Annotated in this window: 14 protein-coding genes and 1 pseudogene; 11 read left to right on the plus strand and 4 right to left on the minus strand. The window is 61.7% G+C overall.

Annotation, left to right across the window (positions count from 1 at the left end; all coding sequences use genetic code 11):
• Positions 1–133 precede the first annotated feature (133 nt).
• Positions 134–1,084: a D-alanyl-D-alanine endopeptidase gene (gene pbpG / locus QWI20_RS02820; RefSeq protein ID WP_192172464.1), complete on the plus strand. Its 951-nt coding sequence runs from the start codon at positions 134–136 to the stop codon at positions 1,082–1,084.
• A gap of 50 nt (positions 1,085–1,134) precedes the next feature.
• On the opposite strand, the pseudogene QWI20_RS02825 reads toward pbpG, so the two are convergent.
• Positions 1,135–2,061 (minus strand): annotated as a pseudogene (locus QWI20_RS02825) (magnesium transporter CorA family protein); the annotation flags it as partial.
• Positions 2,062–2,065: 4 nt separating this feature from the next.
• Positions 2,066–3,649 carry a RimK family protein gene (locus QWI20_RS02830; RefSeq protein WP_369304081.1) on the minus strand — a complete coding sequence of 528 codons (1,584 nt, stop codon included), beginning with the start codon at positions 3,647–3,649 and terminating at the stop codon, positions 2,066–2,068.
• A gap of 89 nt (positions 3,650–3,738) precedes the next feature.
• Here QWI20_RS02830 and QWI20_RS02835 point away from each other — a divergent pair, with 89 nt between their 5' ends.
• Together QWI20_RS02835 and QWI20_RS02840 are read left to right on the plus strand one after the other, a co-directional pair.
• Positions 3,739–4,869: a GNAT family N-acetyltransferase/peptidase C39 family protein gene (locus QWI20_RS02835; RefSeq protein ID WP_369304082.1), complete on the plus strand. Its 1,131-nt coding sequence runs from the start codon at positions 3,739–3,741 to the stop codon at positions 4,867–4,869.
• Positions 4,870–5,222: 353 nt separating this feature from the next.
• Positions 5,223–5,681 carry a DUF2214 family protein gene (locus tag QWI20_RS02840; RefSeq protein WP_122624181.1) on the plus strand — a complete coding sequence of 153 codons (459 nt, stop codon included), beginning with the start codon at positions 5,223–5,225 and terminating at the stop codon, positions 5,679–5,681.
• A 48-nt stretch (positions 5,682–5,729) separates the two neighbouring features.
• Here QWI20_RS02840 and QWI20_RS02845 read toward each other — a convergent pair whose 3' ends face one another.
• The gene (locus QWI20_RS02845) at positions 5,730–7,049 is read right to left on the minus strand and encodes an Nramp family divalent metal transporter (RefSeq protein WP_369304083.1); all 1,320 of its coding nucleotides are present in this window, start codon (positions 7,047–7,049) and stop codon (positions 5,730–5,732) included.
• A 153-nt stretch (positions 7,050–7,202) separates the two neighbouring features.
• Between QWI20_RS02845 and QWI20_RS02850 the strand changes: the two genes are divergently transcribed.
• Entirely contained in the window at positions 7,203–8,600 is a 1,398-nt protein-coding gene (locus QWI20_RS02850) for an MFS transporter (RefSeq protein WP_369304284.1), read from the plus strand.
• Positions 8,601–9,520: 920 nt separating this feature from the next.
• On the opposite strand, the gene norR is transcribed toward QWI20_RS02850, so the two are convergent.
• Positions 9,521–11,077, minus strand: a complete 1,557-nt coding sequence (gene norR / locus QWI20_RS02855) for a nitric oxide reductase transcriptional regulator NorR (RefSeq protein WP_369304084.1) — start codon at positions 11,075–11,077, stop codon at positions 9,521–9,523.
• 376 nt (positions 11,078–11,453) lie between these two features.
• On the opposite strand from norR, the gene QWI20_RS02860 reads away from it, so the two are divergent.
• The 7 genes from QWI20_RS02860 (at position 11,454) to QWI20_RS02890 (ending at position 18,463) form a co-directional block, all read left to right on the plus strand.
• Positions 11,454–12,905, plus strand: coding sequence for a UbiA family prenyltransferase (locus QWI20_RS02860; protein ID WP_369304085.1), 1,452 nt, complete (start codon positions 11,454–11,456; stop codon positions 12,903–12,905).
• The gene (locus QWI20_RS02865) at positions 12,902–14,218 is read left to right on the plus strand and encodes an FAD-binding protein (protein ID WP_369304086.1); all 1,317 of its coding nucleotides are present in this window, start codon (positions 12,902–12,904) and stop codon (positions 14,216–14,218) included. Before QWI20_RS02860 ends, QWI20_RS02865 begins: the two co-directional genes overlap by 4 nt.
• Positions 14,219–14,226: 8 nt before the next feature.
• A complete protein-coding gene (locus tag QWI20_RS02870; protein WP_369304285.1) occupies positions 14,227–14,967 on the plus strand; it encodes an SDR family oxidoreductase in 741 nt (246 codons plus the stop codon).
• Positions 14,964–15,950, plus strand: a complete 987-nt coding sequence (locus QWI20_RS02875) for a YbhN family protein (RefSeq protein ID WP_369304087.1) — start codon at positions 14,964–14,966, stop codon at positions 15,948–15,950. Before QWI20_RS02870 ends, QWI20_RS02875 begins: the two co-directional genes overlap by 4 nt.
• Positions 15,951–15,987: 37 nt before the next feature.
• Positions 15,988–17,418: a DUF2723 domain-containing protein gene (locus tag QWI20_RS02880; RefSeq protein WP_369304088.1), complete on the plus strand. Its 1,431-nt coding sequence runs from the start codon at positions 15,988–15,990 to the stop codon at positions 17,416–17,418.
• Between the two features lie 102 nt (positions 17,419–17,520).
• Positions 17,521–17,835 carry a hypothetical protein gene (locus tag QWI20_RS02885; RefSeq protein ID WP_192172452.1) on the plus strand — a complete coding sequence of 105 codons (315 nt, stop codon included), beginning with the start codon at positions 17,521–17,523 and terminating at the stop codon, positions 17,833–17,835.
• A gap of 205 nt (positions 17,836–18,040) precedes the next feature.
• On the plus strand, positions 18,041–18,463 hold the full coding sequence (locus QWI20_RS02890) for a cupin domain-containing protein (RefSeq protein WP_369304089.1): 423 nt from the start codon (positions 18,041–18,043) through the stop codon (positions 18,461–18,463).
• The last annotated feature ends 107 nt before the right edge of the window (positions 18,464–18,570 follow it).

Genomic DNA, 18,570 nt, shown 5'->3' on the forward strand with positions numbered 1-18,570 from the left:
CTTTATTAGCGAAACCCCGCACCGCCCCATCGACAACTTCAGAAACTTGCTCCTAAAATGCGCCGAACTTGTTGTCGTGCTTGAAGAAAGTCCGACGTTCCACGCTGTTTCCATCCTTTAGTGAGCTTTGCTCTTGAAAATTCGCCCAACCGTCATCGGCCTATTATTTGCACTTACAGGCTGCGCACTTTCCACCGCCGCATTTTCCACCACCGCACTGGCGAAAGAGCCGGCGGCGTTCAATCGCGACCCGGCCAATCTTCATCTGGCCTCCGGCAGCGCCATGATCACCGACCTGCAAACGGGTCAGGTGTTGTATGCGAGTAACCCCGACATCGTCGTGCCGATCGCCTCGGTGACCAAGCTGATGACAGCGATGGTCACCCTCGACGCCAAGCTGCCCATGGACGAGATGATCAAGGTCGACATCTCCCAGACCGCCGAAATGAAAGGCGTGTTCTCTCGGGTCAAGCTCGGCAGTGAGCTGAACCGCCACGACATGATGCTGATCACCCTGATGTCGTCGGAAAACCGCGCAGCGGCAAGTCTGGCCCACAGCTACCCGGGCGGTTATCCGGCGTTTATCCGGGCGATGAACGCCAAGGCCAAGTCACTGGGCATGAACCATACCGTGTACATGGAGCCCACCGGGCTGTCGGTGTACAACGTTTCCACCGCACGTGACCTGACCAAGCTGGCCCTTGCTGCGCGGAACTACCCAATGCTGCGCGAGCTGAGCACCACGCCGGAGAAAACCGTGACCTTCCGCAAGCCGAATTACATCCTCGGCTTCAGCAACACCGACCATCTGGTGCGTAAATCCAACTGGGACATCAAGCTGACCAAGACCGGCTTCACCAACCAGGCGGGTCACTGTCTGGTGCTGTTGACCAGCATGGCCAATCGTCCGGTGTCGGTGGTCATTCTCGACGCCTTCGGCAAATACACCCACTTCGCCGATGCCAGCCGCATGCGTCTGTGGATGGAAACCGGCAAGAGCGGCCCGGCGCCGGAAGTCGCGCTGCAGTACAAGAAAGAAAAGAACCAGGTGATGAGGCAGAAGGGTTTGCAGGCGTCGGAATAAGACGTCGCGCCCCTTTCAGTGGGAACCCCTCGGGCGCCCACTGAGCACTGACTCGCCCGTGCCATGCGCTTGAGTATCACCACCATCCCCACGCCCAGCCCGGCCATGCCGACCAGCAATGCCGGGTAGCTGATCCACCACGCAATGGGCGTGGTCATCATGCTGTATTCCGACATCCCGCCAATCCCCGCCACCAGATTCAATGGCAAGAACACCACGTTGATCAACGTCAGCTTGCGCAGCAGGTTATTGGTGTTGTTGTTGACCAGATTGCCCCGCGCGTCCATCAGGCTGGCGAACACCGTGGAATAGATGTTCGCCTGTTTATGGCACTGCTCGTTCTCGATAATCATGTCTTCGATCAGCGCCAGGCTGTCGCCGGAGAACTGATGCTTGTGGGCGTGATTGCGCAGGCGGGTCAGCACCGAGCCGTTGCTGTCGATGGCGTTGATGTAATAGACGAGGCTTTCGCTGAGGTTGAACATCTGCACCAGATGGCGGCTGTCCATCGACGCATTGAATTGCTGCTGCAATTCCCGGGCGATCATCTTGATCACTTTGAGGTGACCCAGATAATGATGGATGTTGTGGAACAGCACCTCCAGCAACACGTCCAGCAGCGTGTGCATCGGCCGGTGCTGCCCCAGGTCGCTGATCTGCTGGCTGTCGGCACAGATCAGCACCATGTGATGGGGGCTGAGCAGCACCCCGAACGACGACACGTCGAAGGAAAACGTGTCCTTGCCCGAGTAGTTTTCCGGGCGCTTCCAGATCATGAACAGCGCGTCCGGATGAAACTCGATGCGCGACACCTCGTCGGGGTCGAGCGCCGAGGCCAGAGCGTGGTCGTCGAGGTTGAAGCGCTCCAGCAGCAGCGTCTTTTCGGCGGCGTCCGGGTCGCTGAACCAGAGCACGCTGGCCTCGGCTTCGGCGCATTCCCGTAACCTGCCCGCCTCCAGGCGGTGGCCCTTGATCACCGGCCTAACCCGCCAGACCGCGACGTTTGATGTCGAGGCGGCGAATGAACTCTTCCAGCACCAGCGCGTACAGATCGTCCTGCAGCCAGGCGTCTTCGATGCCGGCGTCGAGGTTGGGGTTGTCGTTGACTTCGATGACCACCACGCGATCGCCGGACTGCTTCAAGTCGACGCCATACAGCCCGTCGCCGATCAGGTTGGCAGTCTTCACCGCCAGATCCACCACGGCCTTTGGCGCATCGTGAACCGCGAGCGTGCGGCACTCGCCGTTGATTTCCGCGTCGATGGCCTTGTGGTTGTAAATCTGCCAATGCCCCTTGGACATGAAGTACTGGCAGGCGAACACCGGTTTGCGATTGAGCACGCCGATGCGCCAGTCGTATTCGGTGTACAGGTATTCCTGGGCCAGCAACAGCACCGAATGCTCAAACAGTTCCCGCGCCGCTTCCTGCAATTGCTGCGCGTCCTGCACTTTGATCACGCCCTTGGAAAAACAGCCATCGGGGATTTTCAGCACCAGCGGAAAGCCAAGCCTTGCCGCGACGTGCTCCAAATCATCCGGTCGCTCCTTGTAGAGGATTTCCGTGGCCGGCATGCCCAGCTTGTGGCTCTTGAGCAGGTCGGTCAGGTAGACCTTGTTGGTGCAGCGCAGGATCGACGCCGGGTCATCCATCACCACCAGCCCTTCGCTCTCGGCCTTCTTGGCGAAGCGGTAGGTGTGGTTGTCGACGCTGGTGGTCTCGCGGATCAGCAGCGCGTCGTATTCGGCCAGCCGCGAGTAATCCTTCTTCTCGATCAGCTCGACGTCCACGCCCAGTTGCTGGCCGACGCGGATGAAATTATCCAGCGCCTTGCGGTTGGACGGCGGCAACGCTTCCTGCGGGTCATGCAGGATCGCCAGGTCGTAGCGATAGGTGCGAGGGGACCGGGGCTGGCGCCAGATCTTGCGGCTGAAACTGTCGAGAGACTGGGCGAACTGGTCCTGCTGATGATCACGCAGGCGGGTCAAGGCGCCGGTCTTGATGCCGACGATGTGCCAGTTGTCGCGCTTGCGAAACTCCACCAGCAGGATCGGCGCCGGAAACGCTTCGAACAATTGACGGGCAAGGTCCTGCAACGGTGCCAGATCGGTCTGACCGAAATACAGGCTCAGGGTGAAGCCTTCGGTTTCGTCATACGGATGGTCCCGCAGCGCGTGTTCGAGGCGCTTGTCGAGGTCATCCAGGGCCAGGCCGTAAAGGGATTTGCGGGTCAGCTCGCTGATGGTTTTCACCGACGGAATCACGTGGTGACCCCGGGCTTCAGCCAGCAGCGAGCAGTAATAACCGTGGCCCAGGTAACGGTAACTGCGGCACAGGTTGATCACCTGCACCCGCTGACCGGCAGTGTTCTGGGGCGGGTTTTCCAGGTAGTCCTGGGCGCTGATCAAGTGTTCGCTGGGCAAGTAAGACGACCAGTCTTCGAGCCGCTCCACAACAATCACCAGTTGGCTTCGGGATGAAACAGGTCTCAGCGGATTGACATTTAAAGTTGCCGAACGCTGAGGTTGTGCTGATACTTCGTCGGTCTTCACCGGCACCGCATTCATGAGTTGATCCTTCGGGAAACAGTCCTTTCTATAAAACATGGCTTTGTAGAAATGTCCCGTTTCGTTACTCACTCTTTACGGTGTCGGACATGAACTTTATATATCGCCTCGCCCAGCCAGCGGATGTGGATGAACTGTTGGTGCTGGAAAACCAGTGCTTTGAATCCGACCGCCTGAATGCGCGCAGCTTTCACTGGATGGTCACGCGGGCCAATGCGCGATTGATCGTCGCGCTGCGCGATCAGGCCGATCAACGTCTGGCCGGTTACGCGCTGGTGCTGTGCCATCGCGGCACGTCGCTGGGCCGGCTTTACTCCCTGGCGATCAGCGACGATGCCCGGGGCCAGGGCCTCGGGCAGCAACTGCTGGCCCAGGCCGAACAGCATGCCCTTGAGCGTGAGTGTGCCTATTTGCGGCTCGAAGTCCGCCCGGACAACGCCCCGGCGATTCGCTTGTACGAGCGCAACGGCTATCGCCTGTTCGACCGCATCGACGATTACTACGAAGACCACGCCCCGGCGCTGCGCTACGAAAAACGCATCCGCGAACACGCCACCGGCGTTGCCCGCCACGTGCCCTACTACCCGCAAACCCTGGACTTCAGCTGCGGCCCGGCGTGCCTGCTGATGGCGATGAAAGCCCTGCAACCGCCACGCGCCATGCAGCGTCATGAGGAGCTGCAGATCTGGCGCGAGGCGACCACGGTGTTCATGACCTCCGGCCATGGCGGTTGCAGCCCGCAAGGTTTGGCACTTGCCGCGTTGCGCCGGGGGTTCGAGGTCGGTCTGCAAGTGTCGGTGCGCGGGCCGCTGTTTCTTGCCGGCGTGCGCAGCGAAGAAAAACGAGAAGTCATGCGCCTGGTGCATGAAGAATTCAGCCGCGAGCTGGCTGAAAGCGCGGTCCGTCAACTGGGCAGTGCGCCGCTTAATCTCTGGCAACTGCAAAAGGACAGCAGCCTGGCGCTGGTGCTGATCAGCAGCTGCCGGTTGACCCGTTCCAAGGCACCGCACTGGGTGCTGGTCACCGGTTGCGATGATGACTTTGTGTATTTGCACGACCCCGATATCGATCACAGCCAACAGCGTCAGGCCATGGATTGCCAATACATGCCGGTCAGCCACAAAGAGTTCGCCGGCATGAGTTGTTTTGGCGCCGACAAACTTCGCGCGGCGGTGGTTCTGTATCCACAAGTAGATCCGCAGGGACAGGCGCATATATAAATGGCGTCAGGTGAAGCACTGTTCGCGTAAAGATCCCGTCGTATTGATTGCAGTTGCACCGGCAAAAGGAATGAATAGGCGCTCGGCCTTCGGGCGACTTGCTGGATGAGCGTGATGGATAACTCGGTGATCGGTTTGATAATTCTTTCGGTGATAGCGCTGTTCGGCATATCGGCGTTCTACTTTGATTTTGTTCATCCGCACCGCGAGGGCAAGCACCCGCAGAAATGATGAGCGACGCCCCGACGGATTATTTTTCTTTTCCCACTTGATCGATCAAGGCGTAACGCCAACGACCCGCTAAGCTTGAACCGTTGACGCTTGCTTTGCACATCGCTCGGGGGAGTTGAAACATGCTCATCAAATGGGTACTGGCTGCGTTGCACCTTCTGGCGTTCGGTTTTGCCATAGCGGCGGTGCTGGCGAGGGGACGGGCGTTGCGGCGGTTGCGCACGGATGATCCGCGATCGTTCAGGGATGTCTTCGTGGTCGACAATATCTGGGGCGTTTCAGCGGGCATTCTGCTGATCACCGGGGCGTTTCGGGCGTTCGGCGGGCTGGAAAAAGGCTCGTACTACTACCTGCATCAGCCACTGTTTCACCTGAAAATGGCGGCGTTCGTGGCCATGCTGGCGCTGGAAGTGGTGCCGATGTTCGCGCTGATCAAATGGCGCATCGCGTTCAAGAAGAACCAGCCCATTGATACGTCCCTGTCCCGGCGGTTCGCGCGGATCAGCCACATGGAGGCGCTGCTGATGGTCATCATCGTCATCGCCGCCACGGGCATGGCGCGGGGAATCTTGTTGAGCTGAGCTGCGCTGAGTTGAGGGCCTGAGGCGACTCGCCCAGACCCGAAACCGTCAGGTCACCCAGAAAAACATCAGGGTCAGGTTCGCGCCCGAGATCAATCCGAACAGCCCCCAGGCCAGGGTTTTGGTCAGGCGGCTGTTGGCGAACGGGCCCATCAGTTGCGGATCGCTGGTGAAGCGGATCAGCGGCCACAGGGCGAACGGCAACTGCAGGCTGAGGACGACCTGGCTGAGCACCAGCATCTTGCCCACCGCACCATCGCCAAACCAGATCACCCCGACAAACGCCGGAATCAGCGCCAGGCCGCGTGTCGCCAGGCGGCGTTGCCAGCACGGGATCTTCGCTTTGAGAAACCCCTCCAGCACCACTTGACCGGCGATGGTGCCGGTGAACGTCGAGCTCTGCCCTGCCGCCAACAGCGCGACGCCGAACAGCACACTGGCCACGGCGCCGCCCACCAGCGGATCGAGCAGGTGGTAGGCGTCCTGAATTTCCACGATGTCGCTATGGCCGGTGCCGTGGAACGCGGCAGCCGCCAGAATCAGAATGGCGGCGTTGATCACCAGCGCCAGGCTCAGGGAGGCAATGGTGTCGACCCGGGCGTAACGAATGGCGCTGGCCTTGCTTTCGACCGACGTGCCGTTGACCCGGGTCTGCACCACCGATGAATGCAGGTACAGGTTATGGGGCATGACCGTCGCACCGAGAATACCGATGGCGATGTACAGCGGCTCTTGATTGCTCAGCATCTCCCACGACGGCTTGAGCCCCGCCACGACGTCCGGCCAGAACGGTTTGATCAGCACCAGCTCGATGAAAAAACACGTCGCGATGGTCGCGATCAGCCCCAGGACAATGGCTTCCAGTCGCCGGAAATTGGCGCCCTGCAAAGCCAGCACGATGACCGTGTCGAATGCCGTCAGCGCTACCCCCGTGGTAATCGACACCCCCAGCAGCAGGTGAAACGCCAGCGCGGCACCCAGCACTTCCGCCAGATCGGTGGCGAGGATCGACAGCTCGGCGAGAATCCACTGGCCCATGCCGACCCGGCGGCTGTAGTGCTCCGAGGACAGCTGCGCTAGATCGCGGCCGGTGGCGATGCCCAGGCGTGAACACAGATTTTGCAGCACCATGCCCGACAGACTTGCCAGCACCACCACGAACAACAGCGAATACCCAAAGCGCGAACCCGCCTCGATGGCGGTGGCCCAGTTGCCGGGGTCCATGTAGCCGATGGAGATCAACAGGCCGGGGCCGACGAACAGCATCAGCTTGCGCAGGAATGACGCGTTGGCGGGAATGGCGACGCTGTCGGTGGTTGCCGACGGGCAGAAAGGCGCGGTAGCGGTGGTCGGGAGTTTGTACTTCACGGGAATCCGAAACGTGGTGGCGGTCAGTCCCGGAGCTTAAACGCGCAGAAATGTTTTGTCTTGAATCTCTGGGGCACTAACATGCTGCGTCTCACCGATCCGGAAAAAACAATAATGCATGCCGCCTCTGACAGCCCCGATAACCCCCGCCCGATGCAGGACGGACTCGACCCGATACGCGCGGCGCGGATTTCCGCCCGCATCGACCGGCTCCCCGCCGTCGCCACGATCTGGAAACTGGTGGCGCTGCTGTCCATTGGCGGTTTCTTCGAACTCTACGACCTGTTCCAGACCGCCTACATCAGTCCCGGCCTGGTCCGCGACGGGCTGTTCGCCACCGGGGCGCAGGGCGTGTTCGGCTTTTCCGATCAGGCGGCGTTCGCGTCGGCGACCTTCCTGGGCCTGTTTCTCGGCGCGAGCCTGCTGAGCCCGATCGCCGACCGCTACGGCCGCCGCGCGATCTTCACCTTCGCGTTGATCTGGTACACCGTCGCCACGGTGCTGATGGGCATACAGACCTCCGCACTGGGCATCATCTGCATGCGCTTTCTGGTGGGCATCGGCTTGGGCATCGAACTGGTGACCATCGATGCGTACCTCTCGGAACTGGTGCCCAAGCGGATGCGCAGCTCGGCGTTCGCCTTCGCGTTTTTCGTGCAGTTCCTGTCGGTGCCTTCAGTGGCATTGATGTCGTGGTGGCTGGTGCCGCAGGACCCGTTCGGCGTCGCCGGCTGGCGCTGGGTGGTGTTGGCCAGCGCCGTGTTCGCGCTGTTCATCTGGTGGCTGCGCTCGCGCCTGCCGGAATCACCACGCTGGCTGGCGCAACACGGCCGCTTCAGCGAGGCGGAAAAGATCATGGACGACCTCGAAGCCCGCTGCATCAAAGACCACGGCCAGGCCCTGGACGAACCGGAAACCCACAATGTGGCGGTCGAAGGCAAGGGGCGTTTCGCCGACATCTGGCAACCGCCGTATCGCCGTCGCGCGCTGATGCTGATTGTGTTTCATGTGTTTCAGGCGATCGGCTTTTTCGGTTTCGGCAACTGGCTGCCTGCATTGCTGTCGGGTCAGGGCGTGAGCGTGACCCACAGTCTGGCGTATGCCTTCGTGATCACCCTCGCCTATCCGCTGGGGCCGTTGTTGTTCGTGAAGTTTGCCAACCGATTCGAGAACAAATGGCAGATTGTCGGCTCGGCCTTGGGCTCGATGATTTTCGGCACGCTGTTCGCGCAGCAGACAACGGCCGCCGGGCTGATTTTTTGCGGGGTGATGATCACGTTCTGCAATGCGTGGCTGAGTTTCAGTTATCACTCGTACCAGAGCGAGTTGTTCCCGACCAACATCCGCGCGAGGGCGGTGGGGTTCTGTTATTCGTTCAGTCGTCTGTCGACGGTGTTCAGCAGTCTGTTGATCGGGTTGTTCCTGGATCACTTCGGCACGCCAGGGGTGTTGACGTTCATTGTGATGAGTATGTTGATTGTGATCATCACGATTGGCGGGTTTGGACCGAAGACGCGGAATCTGGCGTTGGAGGATATTGCTCATCGATAGGGTTCGCGGTGCGGCTGAGAGAAGATCAAGAGCGTCTGCCTGGGGGCAGACTGTTTCGCCTTCGGCGAGTTACTTGATAAAGCCCCAAGTAACCAAGGGCTTGTGCTCCTGGTTGGGCCCCTCCTGCGTCGGGGTTCCTTCACTCCGGTCTCACTCCGTGGGCCCGCGCCGAACGGACATCCATGTCCTGACGGCGCTCTCGCCGCATCCATGCGGCTCGACCCACTGCGCGAGACCTGCGTTCAGCCTGCACCCAAGTCGCGATTGGTGGTGACCGGACTTTTGCGCATGAAGATCAAAAGCAGATCAGAAGCAGATCAGAAGCAGATCAGAAGCAGATCAAGCCCGGGGACTTGTGAGAGTGAGCTTGCTCACGAAGGGGTCGGTACATCCACCGGATCTTCGGTGTTAGAGATAAAGCATTCGCGAGCAAGCTCGCTCCCACAGGTAGGGGGTGTAGTCATCAAAATTGTTGGCGCCTAGGCTGGCGTCTTCCCGGCTAAAGCCGGTCCCACTAACAGCAGCGCATGCATCCAGTGGGATTGGCTCCGACTGTAGGACCGGCTTCAGCCGGGAAGCCGTTGCTTTTGCCTTTGCCGTTGCCGTTGCCGTTGCCTTTGATCTTCCTCCACAAAAAGCCCAGTCACCGCCAATCGCGACTTGGGTGCAGGCTGAACGCAGGTCTCGCGGAGGGGGTCGAGCCGCATGGATGCGGCGAGAGCGCCGTCAGGACATGGATGTCCGTTCGGCGCGGGCCCAAGGAGCGAGACCGGAGTGAAGGTACTCCGACGAAGGAGGAGCCCAACCAGGAGCAAGCACCCTTGGTTACTTGGGGTGCTTTTCCAAGTAACTCGCCGAAGGCGAAACAGTCTGCCCTTAGGCAGACGCTCTTGATCCTAAGGATCTTGATCCGAAAAAACCTACCGAATTCCCAATCGCCGGGCCAGGCGACTGAGGTTAGCCCGATCAACACCCAGCTCCCGCGCCACATCCGCCCATTTCCCGTCATGCCGCTCAAGCGCCTCCCTGATCAGCTGCTTCTGAAAACCGTCCACCGCCTCCTTCAACCCCTCCCCCGGCAGAATCACCGGCATGGCGCCATTCACACGCAACACAGCAGGCGCAGGCGCCCCTGACTCCTCAAGCCCCAACACATCCGCCTCGATCGTCAGAATCCGCGGTCGCTCGCGATGCACCGACAGCGCCTTGAGCACCGCGCGGCTGATCAGATGCTCCAGCTCCCGCACATTCCCCGGCCATGGATACGCCAACAGCACCGCCTGCGCCGCCGGGCTCATGCGCAAGCTGCGCAGCCCCATCCGCGCCCGGTTCTCCTCCAGAAAATACCCCGCCAGCAGCAACACATCGCGACCCCGTTCGCGCAACGGCGGCACCACCAGCGGGTAAACGCTCAAGCGGTGATAGAGATCCGCGCGGAAGCGACCGGCGCGCACCTCCTCTGCCAGATCACGGTTGGTCGCGGCGATGATGCGCACGTCCACGCGATGCTCCTGATCGGAGCCGACCCGCTGCAACTGGCCGCTCTGCAACACCCGCAGCAACTTCGACTGCACCGGCAGCGGCAGCTCGCCCACCTCATCGAGGAACAACGAACCGCCGTGGGCCAGCTCGAATTTACCGCTGCGCCCACTGACCGCGCCGGAAAACGCCCCTTTGACGTGACCGAACAACTCGCTTTCCACCAACAGCTCCGGCAGCGCGGCGCAGTTAAGGCTGATCAGCGGCTTCCGTGCCCGGGGTGACTGCAGGTGAATGGCCTCGGCGACCAGCTCTTTGCCCACACCGGTTTCGCCGGTGATCAAGACTGTCAGCGGGCTGTTGCCCACCAGCTGGATTTCCTGCTGCAAACGTTTGTGCACCGGGCTTTGCCCGATCAGCTCCCGGGGCCCGCGTCCGCCTGCGGCACGTTTGTACACCTCGGCCAAGTGGCGTTGATCCTCAAAGCCGCGCGCCAGTTGGCTGATCCGCTCGCTGGCCGTCACGGTGGCCGCCGCCAGGCTGGCGAATGCCTGAAGATCGCCCAGATCAACCCGGCCAAAGCGCGCCGGATCAACAGAATCCAGCGTGATCACCCCCCACAGCGTGTTCTGCACGTAGAGCGGGCAGCCGAGGCAATCGTGCACCTCCAGATCGCCATGCACGCCTTCGACCAGCCCGTCGTATGGGTCCGGCAGGTCGCAGTCGGTGGAGAAACGCGTCGGCTCGCGTTTTTGCAGAATGATGTCCAGCCGCGGGTGCTCCCCCAGCCGGAATCGTCGCCCCAATGTGTCCGGGCTCAAGCCCTCGACGGACAAAGGCACCAGCACCTCATCCTCCAGCCTGAGCAACGCCACGGCGTCACACGGAAAAAGCTGGCGCAGCGATCGCAGCAACCGGCGGTAGCGCTCATCGTCCGGCAGGTCCCGGGAAAGGTCGGCAACCAGCGGAATCAGCGCCAGCAGTAGAGGATGGGTCATGGAAGCTCCCGGTCATGGCATGGGAAGGGGGTGCAAGGGCCGAGTCATTATGACTGCGATGCGAGTCGAAACGACAGCGCCGTTCCGAAGTCAGGCTCTGGCGCTGCCCTGGGAGCACGCTAAACCCAGACAGACGAGAATCGACGAATTGTATACGGCACTAAACCGTCATTCTCGAGAAGTCATTAGTTGGTCGCCAATTCCCCGGCAGCGCTTGGCTTATTAATGAGAAATAATCCCGCAGACTTCCCTTAAACATGCGCCATTTTATTCTGACGCCACTTCGCCGACGTGCGGGGCGCGCCTCTTTAATTTAAATGAAGTTGTGAAAATCCTATTTTGTTTATAGTCCCGTGACCCTACAGGAGCACTCACTATGGCCAGAATTCAGGGACGAGTTCTCGAAACTTCCCCACCGTTGGTAGTTGATCTCGACGGCACGTTATTGCGCTCGGATCTGCTCATGGAAACGGCCATGGCGTTTGTTCGAGGCCAGCCGCTGAAAGCCCTGAAAATGCTCGGCTGGCTGTTCAAAGGCAAGGCCGCGCTCAAAGAAGGCCTGGCCCTCAACTCCGAAATAGACGTCTCGGTGCTCCCATACGATCCGCAGATCATCGAGATGATCCAGCGCGAACGTGACACCGGCCGGATGGTGGTACTGGCGACGGCGAGTCATGTAAGCCTGGCCGAGCGCATCGCCGAACACCTGCAATTATTTGATCTGGTGATGGCCTCCAATACCAACCGCAACTTGTCCGGCAACAACAAGCGCGACCTGTTAGTTGCGCACTTCGGCGAGGGCGGTTTCGATTACGTTGGCAACTCCAAAGATGACTTGCCCATATGGGATGTGTCCCGCCACGCCTATGTGGTCAACCCCGGTCGCGGGGTGGAAGCAAAAGTAAACGCGCAAGTGCGCGTCGAACCGACCATTCATAGCAACACGCCAAGCCTGCGGGACTGGCGCAGGGCCCTGCGCCTGCACCAGTGGCTGAAGAACGCACTGATCTTCGTGCCGCTGCTGGCGTCCCATCGCCTGGCGCAATTCGAGCTGATGCGCGACGGCGTCATTGCCTTCCTCTGCTTCGGCCTGTGCGCCTCCAGCGTCTACATCCTCAACGACCTGCTGGACCTGTGCGACGACCGCCACCACAGGAGCAAATGCAAACGGCCGTTCGCCAGTGGGCGTCTGTCGATCAAGACCGGACTGGTGATGGTGCCGACGCTGCTGGCGATGGCCTTTGGCGCCGCGCTGTTGCTCCTGCCCTGGCAGTTCTCGGCGGTGATGGCCGCCTACTACGGCCTGACCCTGACCTATTCGCTGAGACTCAAACGCCTGATGGCTTGGGACGTGATCGCCCTGGCGATGCTCTACACCGCCCGAATCATCGCCGGCGTCGCGGCGTTCAGCCTGACCCTGACGTTCTGGATCCTCGCGTTCTCGATGTTCATCTTCCTCAGCCTGGCCATGGTCAAACGCTACGCCGAGCTGCGCGATGCCCGCGCCCGGGAGGTGAATACCCTGGCCCGCGGCCGCGGCTACCACCCCGGCGACCTGGACATGATCGCCTCCCTGGGGGCGTCGTCGGGTTATCTCGCGGTGATGGTGCTGGCGCTGTACATCCAGGACGCGAAGACCACCGAGCTGTACGTCACGCCGCACATCATCTGGCTGGCCTGCCCGCTGCTGCTGTTCTGGGTGACGCGGGTGTGGATGTTGACCCATCGCGGGCAGATGAACGAAGACCCGGTGGTGTTCGCCATTCGTGACCGCACCAGCCAACTGATCGGCGCCGCATTTCTGATGATGTTCTGGATCGCCGCATGAGCGCACCGTTGTATTCCTGGGGACGTTTCCCCCGTCGACCGCAACGCGGTCACGGCTGCGTGTGGCTGGACGAACTGCCGGCGCAGATGGACCGCGTGATCGGCGCCCACCGCAGCAGCCTGCCCTACGGCAACGGCCGCAGCTACGGCGACAGTTGCCTGGCCGCCAGCGACGAAGTGCTGCACATGCGCTCGCTGGACCGGCTGATCGAGGCCGACTGGACCACCGGCGTGATCAAGGCCGAAGCCGGCATCACCCTGGCGGAAGTGCTGGCCGTGGCCATCCCCCAAGGCTGGTTTTTGCCGGTGACGCCCGGGACTCAGTTCGCGACGCTGGGCGGCGCCATCGCCAACGACGTCCACGGCAAAAACCATCACCTGCGCGGCACCTTCGGCCGTCATGTGCTGGGCTTCGGCCTGTTACGCCATGGCGAGCCGGAAGTGGCGTGTTCGCCTGATGCCCACCCCGACCTGTTCGCCGCCAGCATCGGCGGCCTCGGCCTGACCGGGGTCATTCACTGGGCGCAGATTCAGCTGATGCCGATCCGCGCCAGCCAGATCGACACCACCACCGTGCGCTTCGCCAATCTCGCCGAGTTCTTCGCGCTGTCTGCCGAGCTCGACGCGCGTCACGAGTACAGCGTTGCCTGGGTCGACTGCCTGGCCAAGGGCGCCGACACCGGACGCGGTGTGTTCATCGTCGGCGATCACGCGCAGTACGGCTCACTCGACGTCGGTCAGCGCAAGAAGCTCAGCGTGCCGCTGACGCCGCCGGTGTCGCTGATGAACAAAATCTCCCTCAGCGCCTTCAACAGCCTGTACTGGCGCCTGCACCCCAGCCAGCGCAAGCAGGGCCGCAGCGCTTACGAACCTTTCTTCTACCCACTCGACCGGATCCTGCACTGGAACCGTATTTATGGCCGTCGGGGGTTTCAGCAATACCAATGCGTGGTGCCTGCGGCGAACGCCCAAGCGGCCATGGGCGAACTGCTGCGCACCATCGCCGACGCCGGCCAGGGCTCGTTCCTCGCCGTGCTCAAGCGTTGTGGCGACATTGCCTCGCCGGGTCTGCTGTCATTCCCGCTGGAGGGCACTTCGCTGGCGCTGGATTTTGCCCAGAGCGAGGCGCTGGAAAACGTTCTGTTCCCGCGCCTGGACGACATTGTTCGCGCTGCCGGCGGGCGGTTGTACCCGGCCAAGGACGCCCACATGAGCGGCGCCGATTTCCGACGCGCCTACCCCGCCTGGGAGCAGCTTGAAGCGCTGCGGGATCCCTCTTTGATGTCCCGTTTCTGGAGCCGTGTGATCCTATGAAAACTGCAGTGAAGAAAATCCTGATCATCGGCGCCACCTCCGCCATCGCCAGTGCGTGCGCACGGTTGTGGGCCACGGAAGGCAGCGATTTTTTTCTCGTGGCGCGTAACGTCGAGAAGCTGCAGCAAACCGCCGCTGACCTCAAGGCGCGCGGGGCGACCCACGTCACGCTGCACGAGATGGACGCCAACGACATCGAGGCGCACCCGCTGATGATGGGGCGCTGCCTGACCGCTCTGGGACAGATCGACATCGCCCTGATCGCCCACGGCACGCTGCCGGACCAGAAGGCCTGCGAGCGCGACGTGCACATGGCCCTCAAGGAATTCGCCAACAACTGCACCTCGGTGATCGCCCTGCTGACCGTGCTGGCGATGCAGTTCGAAACCCAGCGCTGCGGCAGCCTGGCGATCATTTCTTCGGTGGCGGCTGACCGAGGCCGCCCTTCCAACTACCTCTACGGCAGCGCCAAGGCGGCGGTGTCGACCTACTGCGAAGGCTTGCAGGCGCGGCTGTTCAAGGTGGGCGTGCACGTCACCACCATCAAGCCGGGATTTGTCGACACGCCGATGACCCAGGGCCTGTCGTTGCCGGCGGCCTTGCTCGCACAACCCGCGCAGGTCGCCCAGCGCATCGTCAAAGGCATCGCCAACAAGGTGCCGACGCTCTACGCACCGGGTTTCTGGGCGCTGATCATGCTGGTCATTCGTTCGATCCCGCAGCCGGTGTTCAAGAGGCTGAATCTATGAGCGAAGCCGTGCCAGAGCCTTCGCACCTGTCCGGCTGGCGTTACCGCGCGGTGGTGCTGTCGGTGGTCGGTTCGGCGCTGGGGTATCTGGGCTTTTCGCTGTGGGGCGGCTGGCAGGCGGTGGGCGCCGCAGTGAGTGAGGTCGGATTGGTCGGCATCGTCATCGCGCTGTTCATGTCGTCGGTCAATTACGGTCTGCGCTTTGTGCGATGGCAGACCTACCTGAAGGTGCTCGGCCATCCGATGCCATGGCAGCCGAGCCTGAACATTTATCTGGCCGGGTTTGCCCTGACCACCACGCCGGGTAAGGCCGGTGAGGCGTTGCGCGGCGTGCTGCTGAAACGCTGGGGCGTGCCCTACCCGCAGAGCTTCGCGGCGTTTTTCAGCGAACGGCTTTCGGACCTGTTTGCGGTGGTGTTGCTGACCCTGTTCGGCCTGTCGCTGTACCCCCAGGCGTGGCCGATGATCGTGGTCGGCGTGGCGCTGGTGGCGGTCGGGCTTGTGGTGCTGTCGCAACGTCGCCTGCTTGAGCGGATCACCGAAACGGTACCGGCCGGTGGCAGCAAGGTGCTCGGGCTGCTGCGCCATCTGCTGCAGGTGCTGGTGCATGCGCAGCAATGCCATCGCCTGCGCCTGATGCTCGGCCTGACCGCCTTGAGCGTCGTCGCCTGGAGCGCCGAGGCCCTGGCGTTCGACTGGATTCTGAAATGGATGGGCGCCGACATCCCGCTGACCTTCGCGGTGTTCGTCTACGCCCTGGCAATGCTGGCCGGCGCAGTGAGCTTCATGCCCGGCGGCCTCGGCGGCGCGGAGGCGGTGATGGTCGGGCTGCTGGTCTGGAAAGGCATGAACAGCGCCGACGCCGTGGCCGCCACCGTACTGATTCGGCTGGCGACGCTGTGGTTCGCCGTGGCCATCGGCGCGGTGATGCTGATCAGGCTCAAAAGCGAGGCGGCGACGCCTCAGGCTCAACCGATTCAATAACGCTTTTCGACGGGATTAAGGGACAGGAGTGCAAGTCATGGTGGCAGCAGTACGTTATCGAGCGTTGTTTGGCATTCCCCTGTTGCTGGCGGTGGCCGCCGTCCTCTGGAGTTTTCTGGCGTCCAGCGGACCCATTCAATGGATGGACAATGGCACTTTCATCGCCGACGCCTCGGAGGGCCGCTACTTCAGCGACACCCTCGGGCCGCTGGATCACCCGTTGTACCTGTTCGTCACCACGGCGCTGTTCGCCCATTTCGGCCCGTTGGTGCTGAGCTTCATGAACTCGATGCTGCTGATCCCGCTGGGCTGGGCGATCTTCCGTCTGGCCAAAGGTATCGGCGCCACGTCGCAGCAGGCCTTGCTGGCGATTGCCGCTGCGGTGCTGTGCCATTGCGTGTTCTGGGTCTCGACCAAGGCCGAGGTTTACTTGCTGCACACGCTGCTGGTGACCCTGGCGTACATGGTGCATTTTCGCGATAAATCGCGTCTGGGCCTGCTCACCGCGTTGTTCGTCATCGGCATCCTCACTGGGCTGGCTGCGGCCATTCATCAACTGACGTTCATCGTGTTGTTCCCGCTGTATGTGCAACTGGTGTGGCAGCACAGGGCGCGGGTTTTGCTGACGATTCCGGGGTTTGTGCTGGGCTTTGCGGTGGCGATTCCCGGTGTTCTGCAGGAGATGCAGAATGGCCTGAGCCTGATCGACATCGGCCATCGTTACCTGATCGGCATCCCCGACAACCCCACCGAGCAAAGCTGGCAAGGCTCGCTGTTTCGCTTCGACGACATGTGGCACGAAAAGAACTCGGTGGGGCTGCTGATGCTGTCGTTGCTTGGCCCGCAACTGGTGGCGCTGGTGCTGTTCCCCAGAAGCCGGCGCCTGCGACTGTTGTGGTGCGCGGCGGTGCTGAACTTCATCTTTGCGGTGTCGTACAACGTCACCGATCGTTTCACGTTTTTCCTGCCGGGTGCGGTGCTGTTGAGCATCATCGGCGTGATCCATGTGCAGGCATGGCTGGCGCGTCGCAAGGCCGCCGTCGTCGCGTACGCCCTGCCTTTCAGCGGCCCGGTGACCATTCTCGCGGTGTACGCGGTTTACGCCAGCGGCGCCGTTTCGCTGCCGACCCACAAGGAAGCGCTGCCGTTCCGTGACGATATCCATTACTTCATGGCGCCGTACCTGCGGGACCGCTCGGCGGAAACCTTCGTGCACAGTTACGAACAATCGGCTCCGCAGGGCGCGCTGATCGTCGCCGACTGGACCCCCAACGGTGCGCTACGTTCGGCGCAGGCCAGCGGGTTGCTCAAGGGTCGAACGATAGCGCTGTGTGAAGGCGCGCAGGACATCGAGTCTTATCTGAACGGCCCCGGGGCCTTCCTGGCGCGGACCAGCTACTGCTCGAGCATTTCTGATCGCTTTGATCTGCAGACGTTGGCGGTGGGATACGAGCTGCGCGCGAAATAAGCAAACCTCGTTGATCGTGGATGACCGTTCGTCGGGACGAATGCACCTCTTGCATTCCCCGACTGACCAATAGGTATCCATGACAACAAAGGGATTCACATCATGATCAAGACAAAATTGACTGCCCTGACACTCGCTGGCCTGATGGCTGTTGCTACTGGCTCCGCATTTGCAGGTTCCACCGGCCCGACCGATCCGATCGACAAGAACGGTCCTAAGCCAAGCACCTCCACCAGCGGTCAGAGCAGCGACGGCAGCTCGCCAGGCACGTCGACCCCAGGCACTAAAGGCATGGGCAGCACCAATGGCACCAACCGCACCGACGCTGATGGCGGTGGCATGACCAACGGCAACGGCATGGGCGGCAGCGGCGGCGGTACTGGCGGTGGCGCAAGCGGGTCCAGCGGCAGCAAGTAATCGCTGCTGTGCTGACAGTGTGCCCTTGAGCGCGACTGCGCAGGGGGCAGCACTGAATACGATGAAGGGCCGAATGTGATTCGGCCCTTTTTTCGTTTCTGGGGATCAGCCATTGGTCCCGTGATCTTCTGGGCAATTGGACGTAGCCGAGTTGCTTCTGCGGGCTTAGCGTAGTGGTCATCAATCGCTGCCGGATGATCCGCTCATGAAACCCCTCAATCCCCTCACCGCCCCGCTCTGCTGGCTGGCCTTCGCCGGCTTGCTGTCCGTGGGGAGCGTCCAGGCCCACGATGCCGAGCAGGAAAAGGTCACCGTGCTGGAAGAGCACCCGATGCTCAATGCACCGGGCAAAAAGGCCATGGTCCTGACCGTCGATTACACGCCGGGCCAGGCCTCCATCGCCCACAGTCACAGCGGCAGCGCGATCGCTTACGTGCTGGAAGGCGAGGTGATCTCGAGAGTCAACGACGGCAAGGCGATCACCTATAAGGCGGGCCAGACGTGGTACGAGCCGGCTGGCTCCAAACACTACGAATCGCGAAATGCCAGCGCCATCCAGCCTGCGAAGTTGCTGGTGTTCATTCTGCTGGACGACAAGGCCGACATCCTCACCCCTCTGCCGAAGTGATGCCGCTGTCCCGTGGGACCGGCTTTAGCCGGGAAGGCGCCGGGCGTCACACCGCAAAAGCCGGCAGAGAAACCCGGGGCTAAATTTTCCGCCGCCGCTGTCGATAC

It is taken from the genome of Pseudomonas sp. W2-17 (assembly GCF_041060445.1).
Taxonomy (GTDB): domain Bacteria; phylum Pseudomonadota; class Gammaproteobacteria; order Pseudomonadales; family Pseudomonadaceae; genus Aquipseudomonas.

Excerpts from the sequence above, each read along its gene's own strand:
- QWI20_RS02830 (WP_369304081.1), bottom strand. The coding sequence starts at position 3,649 with ATGAATGCGGTGCCGGTGAAGACCGACGAAGTATCAGCACAACCTCAG.
- QWI20_RS02835 (WP_369304082.1), top strand. The coding sequence starts at position 3,739 with ATGAACTTTATATATCGCCTCGCCCAGCCAGCGGATGTGGATGAACTG.
- QWI20_RS02840 (WP_122624181.1), top strand. The coding sequence starts at position 5,223 with ATGCTCATCAAATGGGTACTGGCTGCGTTGCACCTTCTGGCGTTCGGT.
- QWI20_RS02850 (WP_369304284.1), top strand. The coding sequence starts at position 7,203 with ATGCAGGACGGACTCGACCCGATACGCGCGGCGCGGATTTCCGCCCGC.
- norR (WP_369304084.1), bottom strand. The coding sequence starts at position 11,077 with ATGACCCATCCTCTACTGCTGGCGCTGATTCCGCTGGTTGCCGACCTT.
- QWI20_RS02860 (WP_369304085.1), top strand. The coding sequence starts at position 11,454 with ATGGCCAGAATTCAGGGACGAGTTCTCGAAACTTCCCCACCGTTGGTA.
- QWI20_RS02865 (WP_369304086.1), top strand. The coding sequence starts at position 12,902 with ATGAGCGCACCGTTGTATTCCTGGGGACGTTTCCCCCGTCGACCGCAA.
- QWI20_RS02875 (WP_369304087.1), top strand. The coding sequence starts at position 14,964 with ATGAGCGAAGCCGTGCCAGAGCCTTCGCACCTGTCCGGCTGGCGTTAC.
- QWI20_RS02880 (WP_369304088.1), top strand. The coding sequence starts at position 15,988 with ATGGTGGCAGCAGTACGTTATCGAGCGTTGTTTGGCATTCCCCTGTTG.
- QWI20_RS02885 (WP_192172452.1), top strand. The coding sequence starts at position 17,521 with ATGATCAAGACAAAATTGACTGCCCTGACACTCGCTGGCCTGATGGCT.
- QWI20_RS02890 (WP_369304089.1), top strand. The coding sequence starts at position 18,041 with ATGAAACCCCTCAATCCCCTCACCGCCCCGCTCTGCTGGCTGGCCTTC.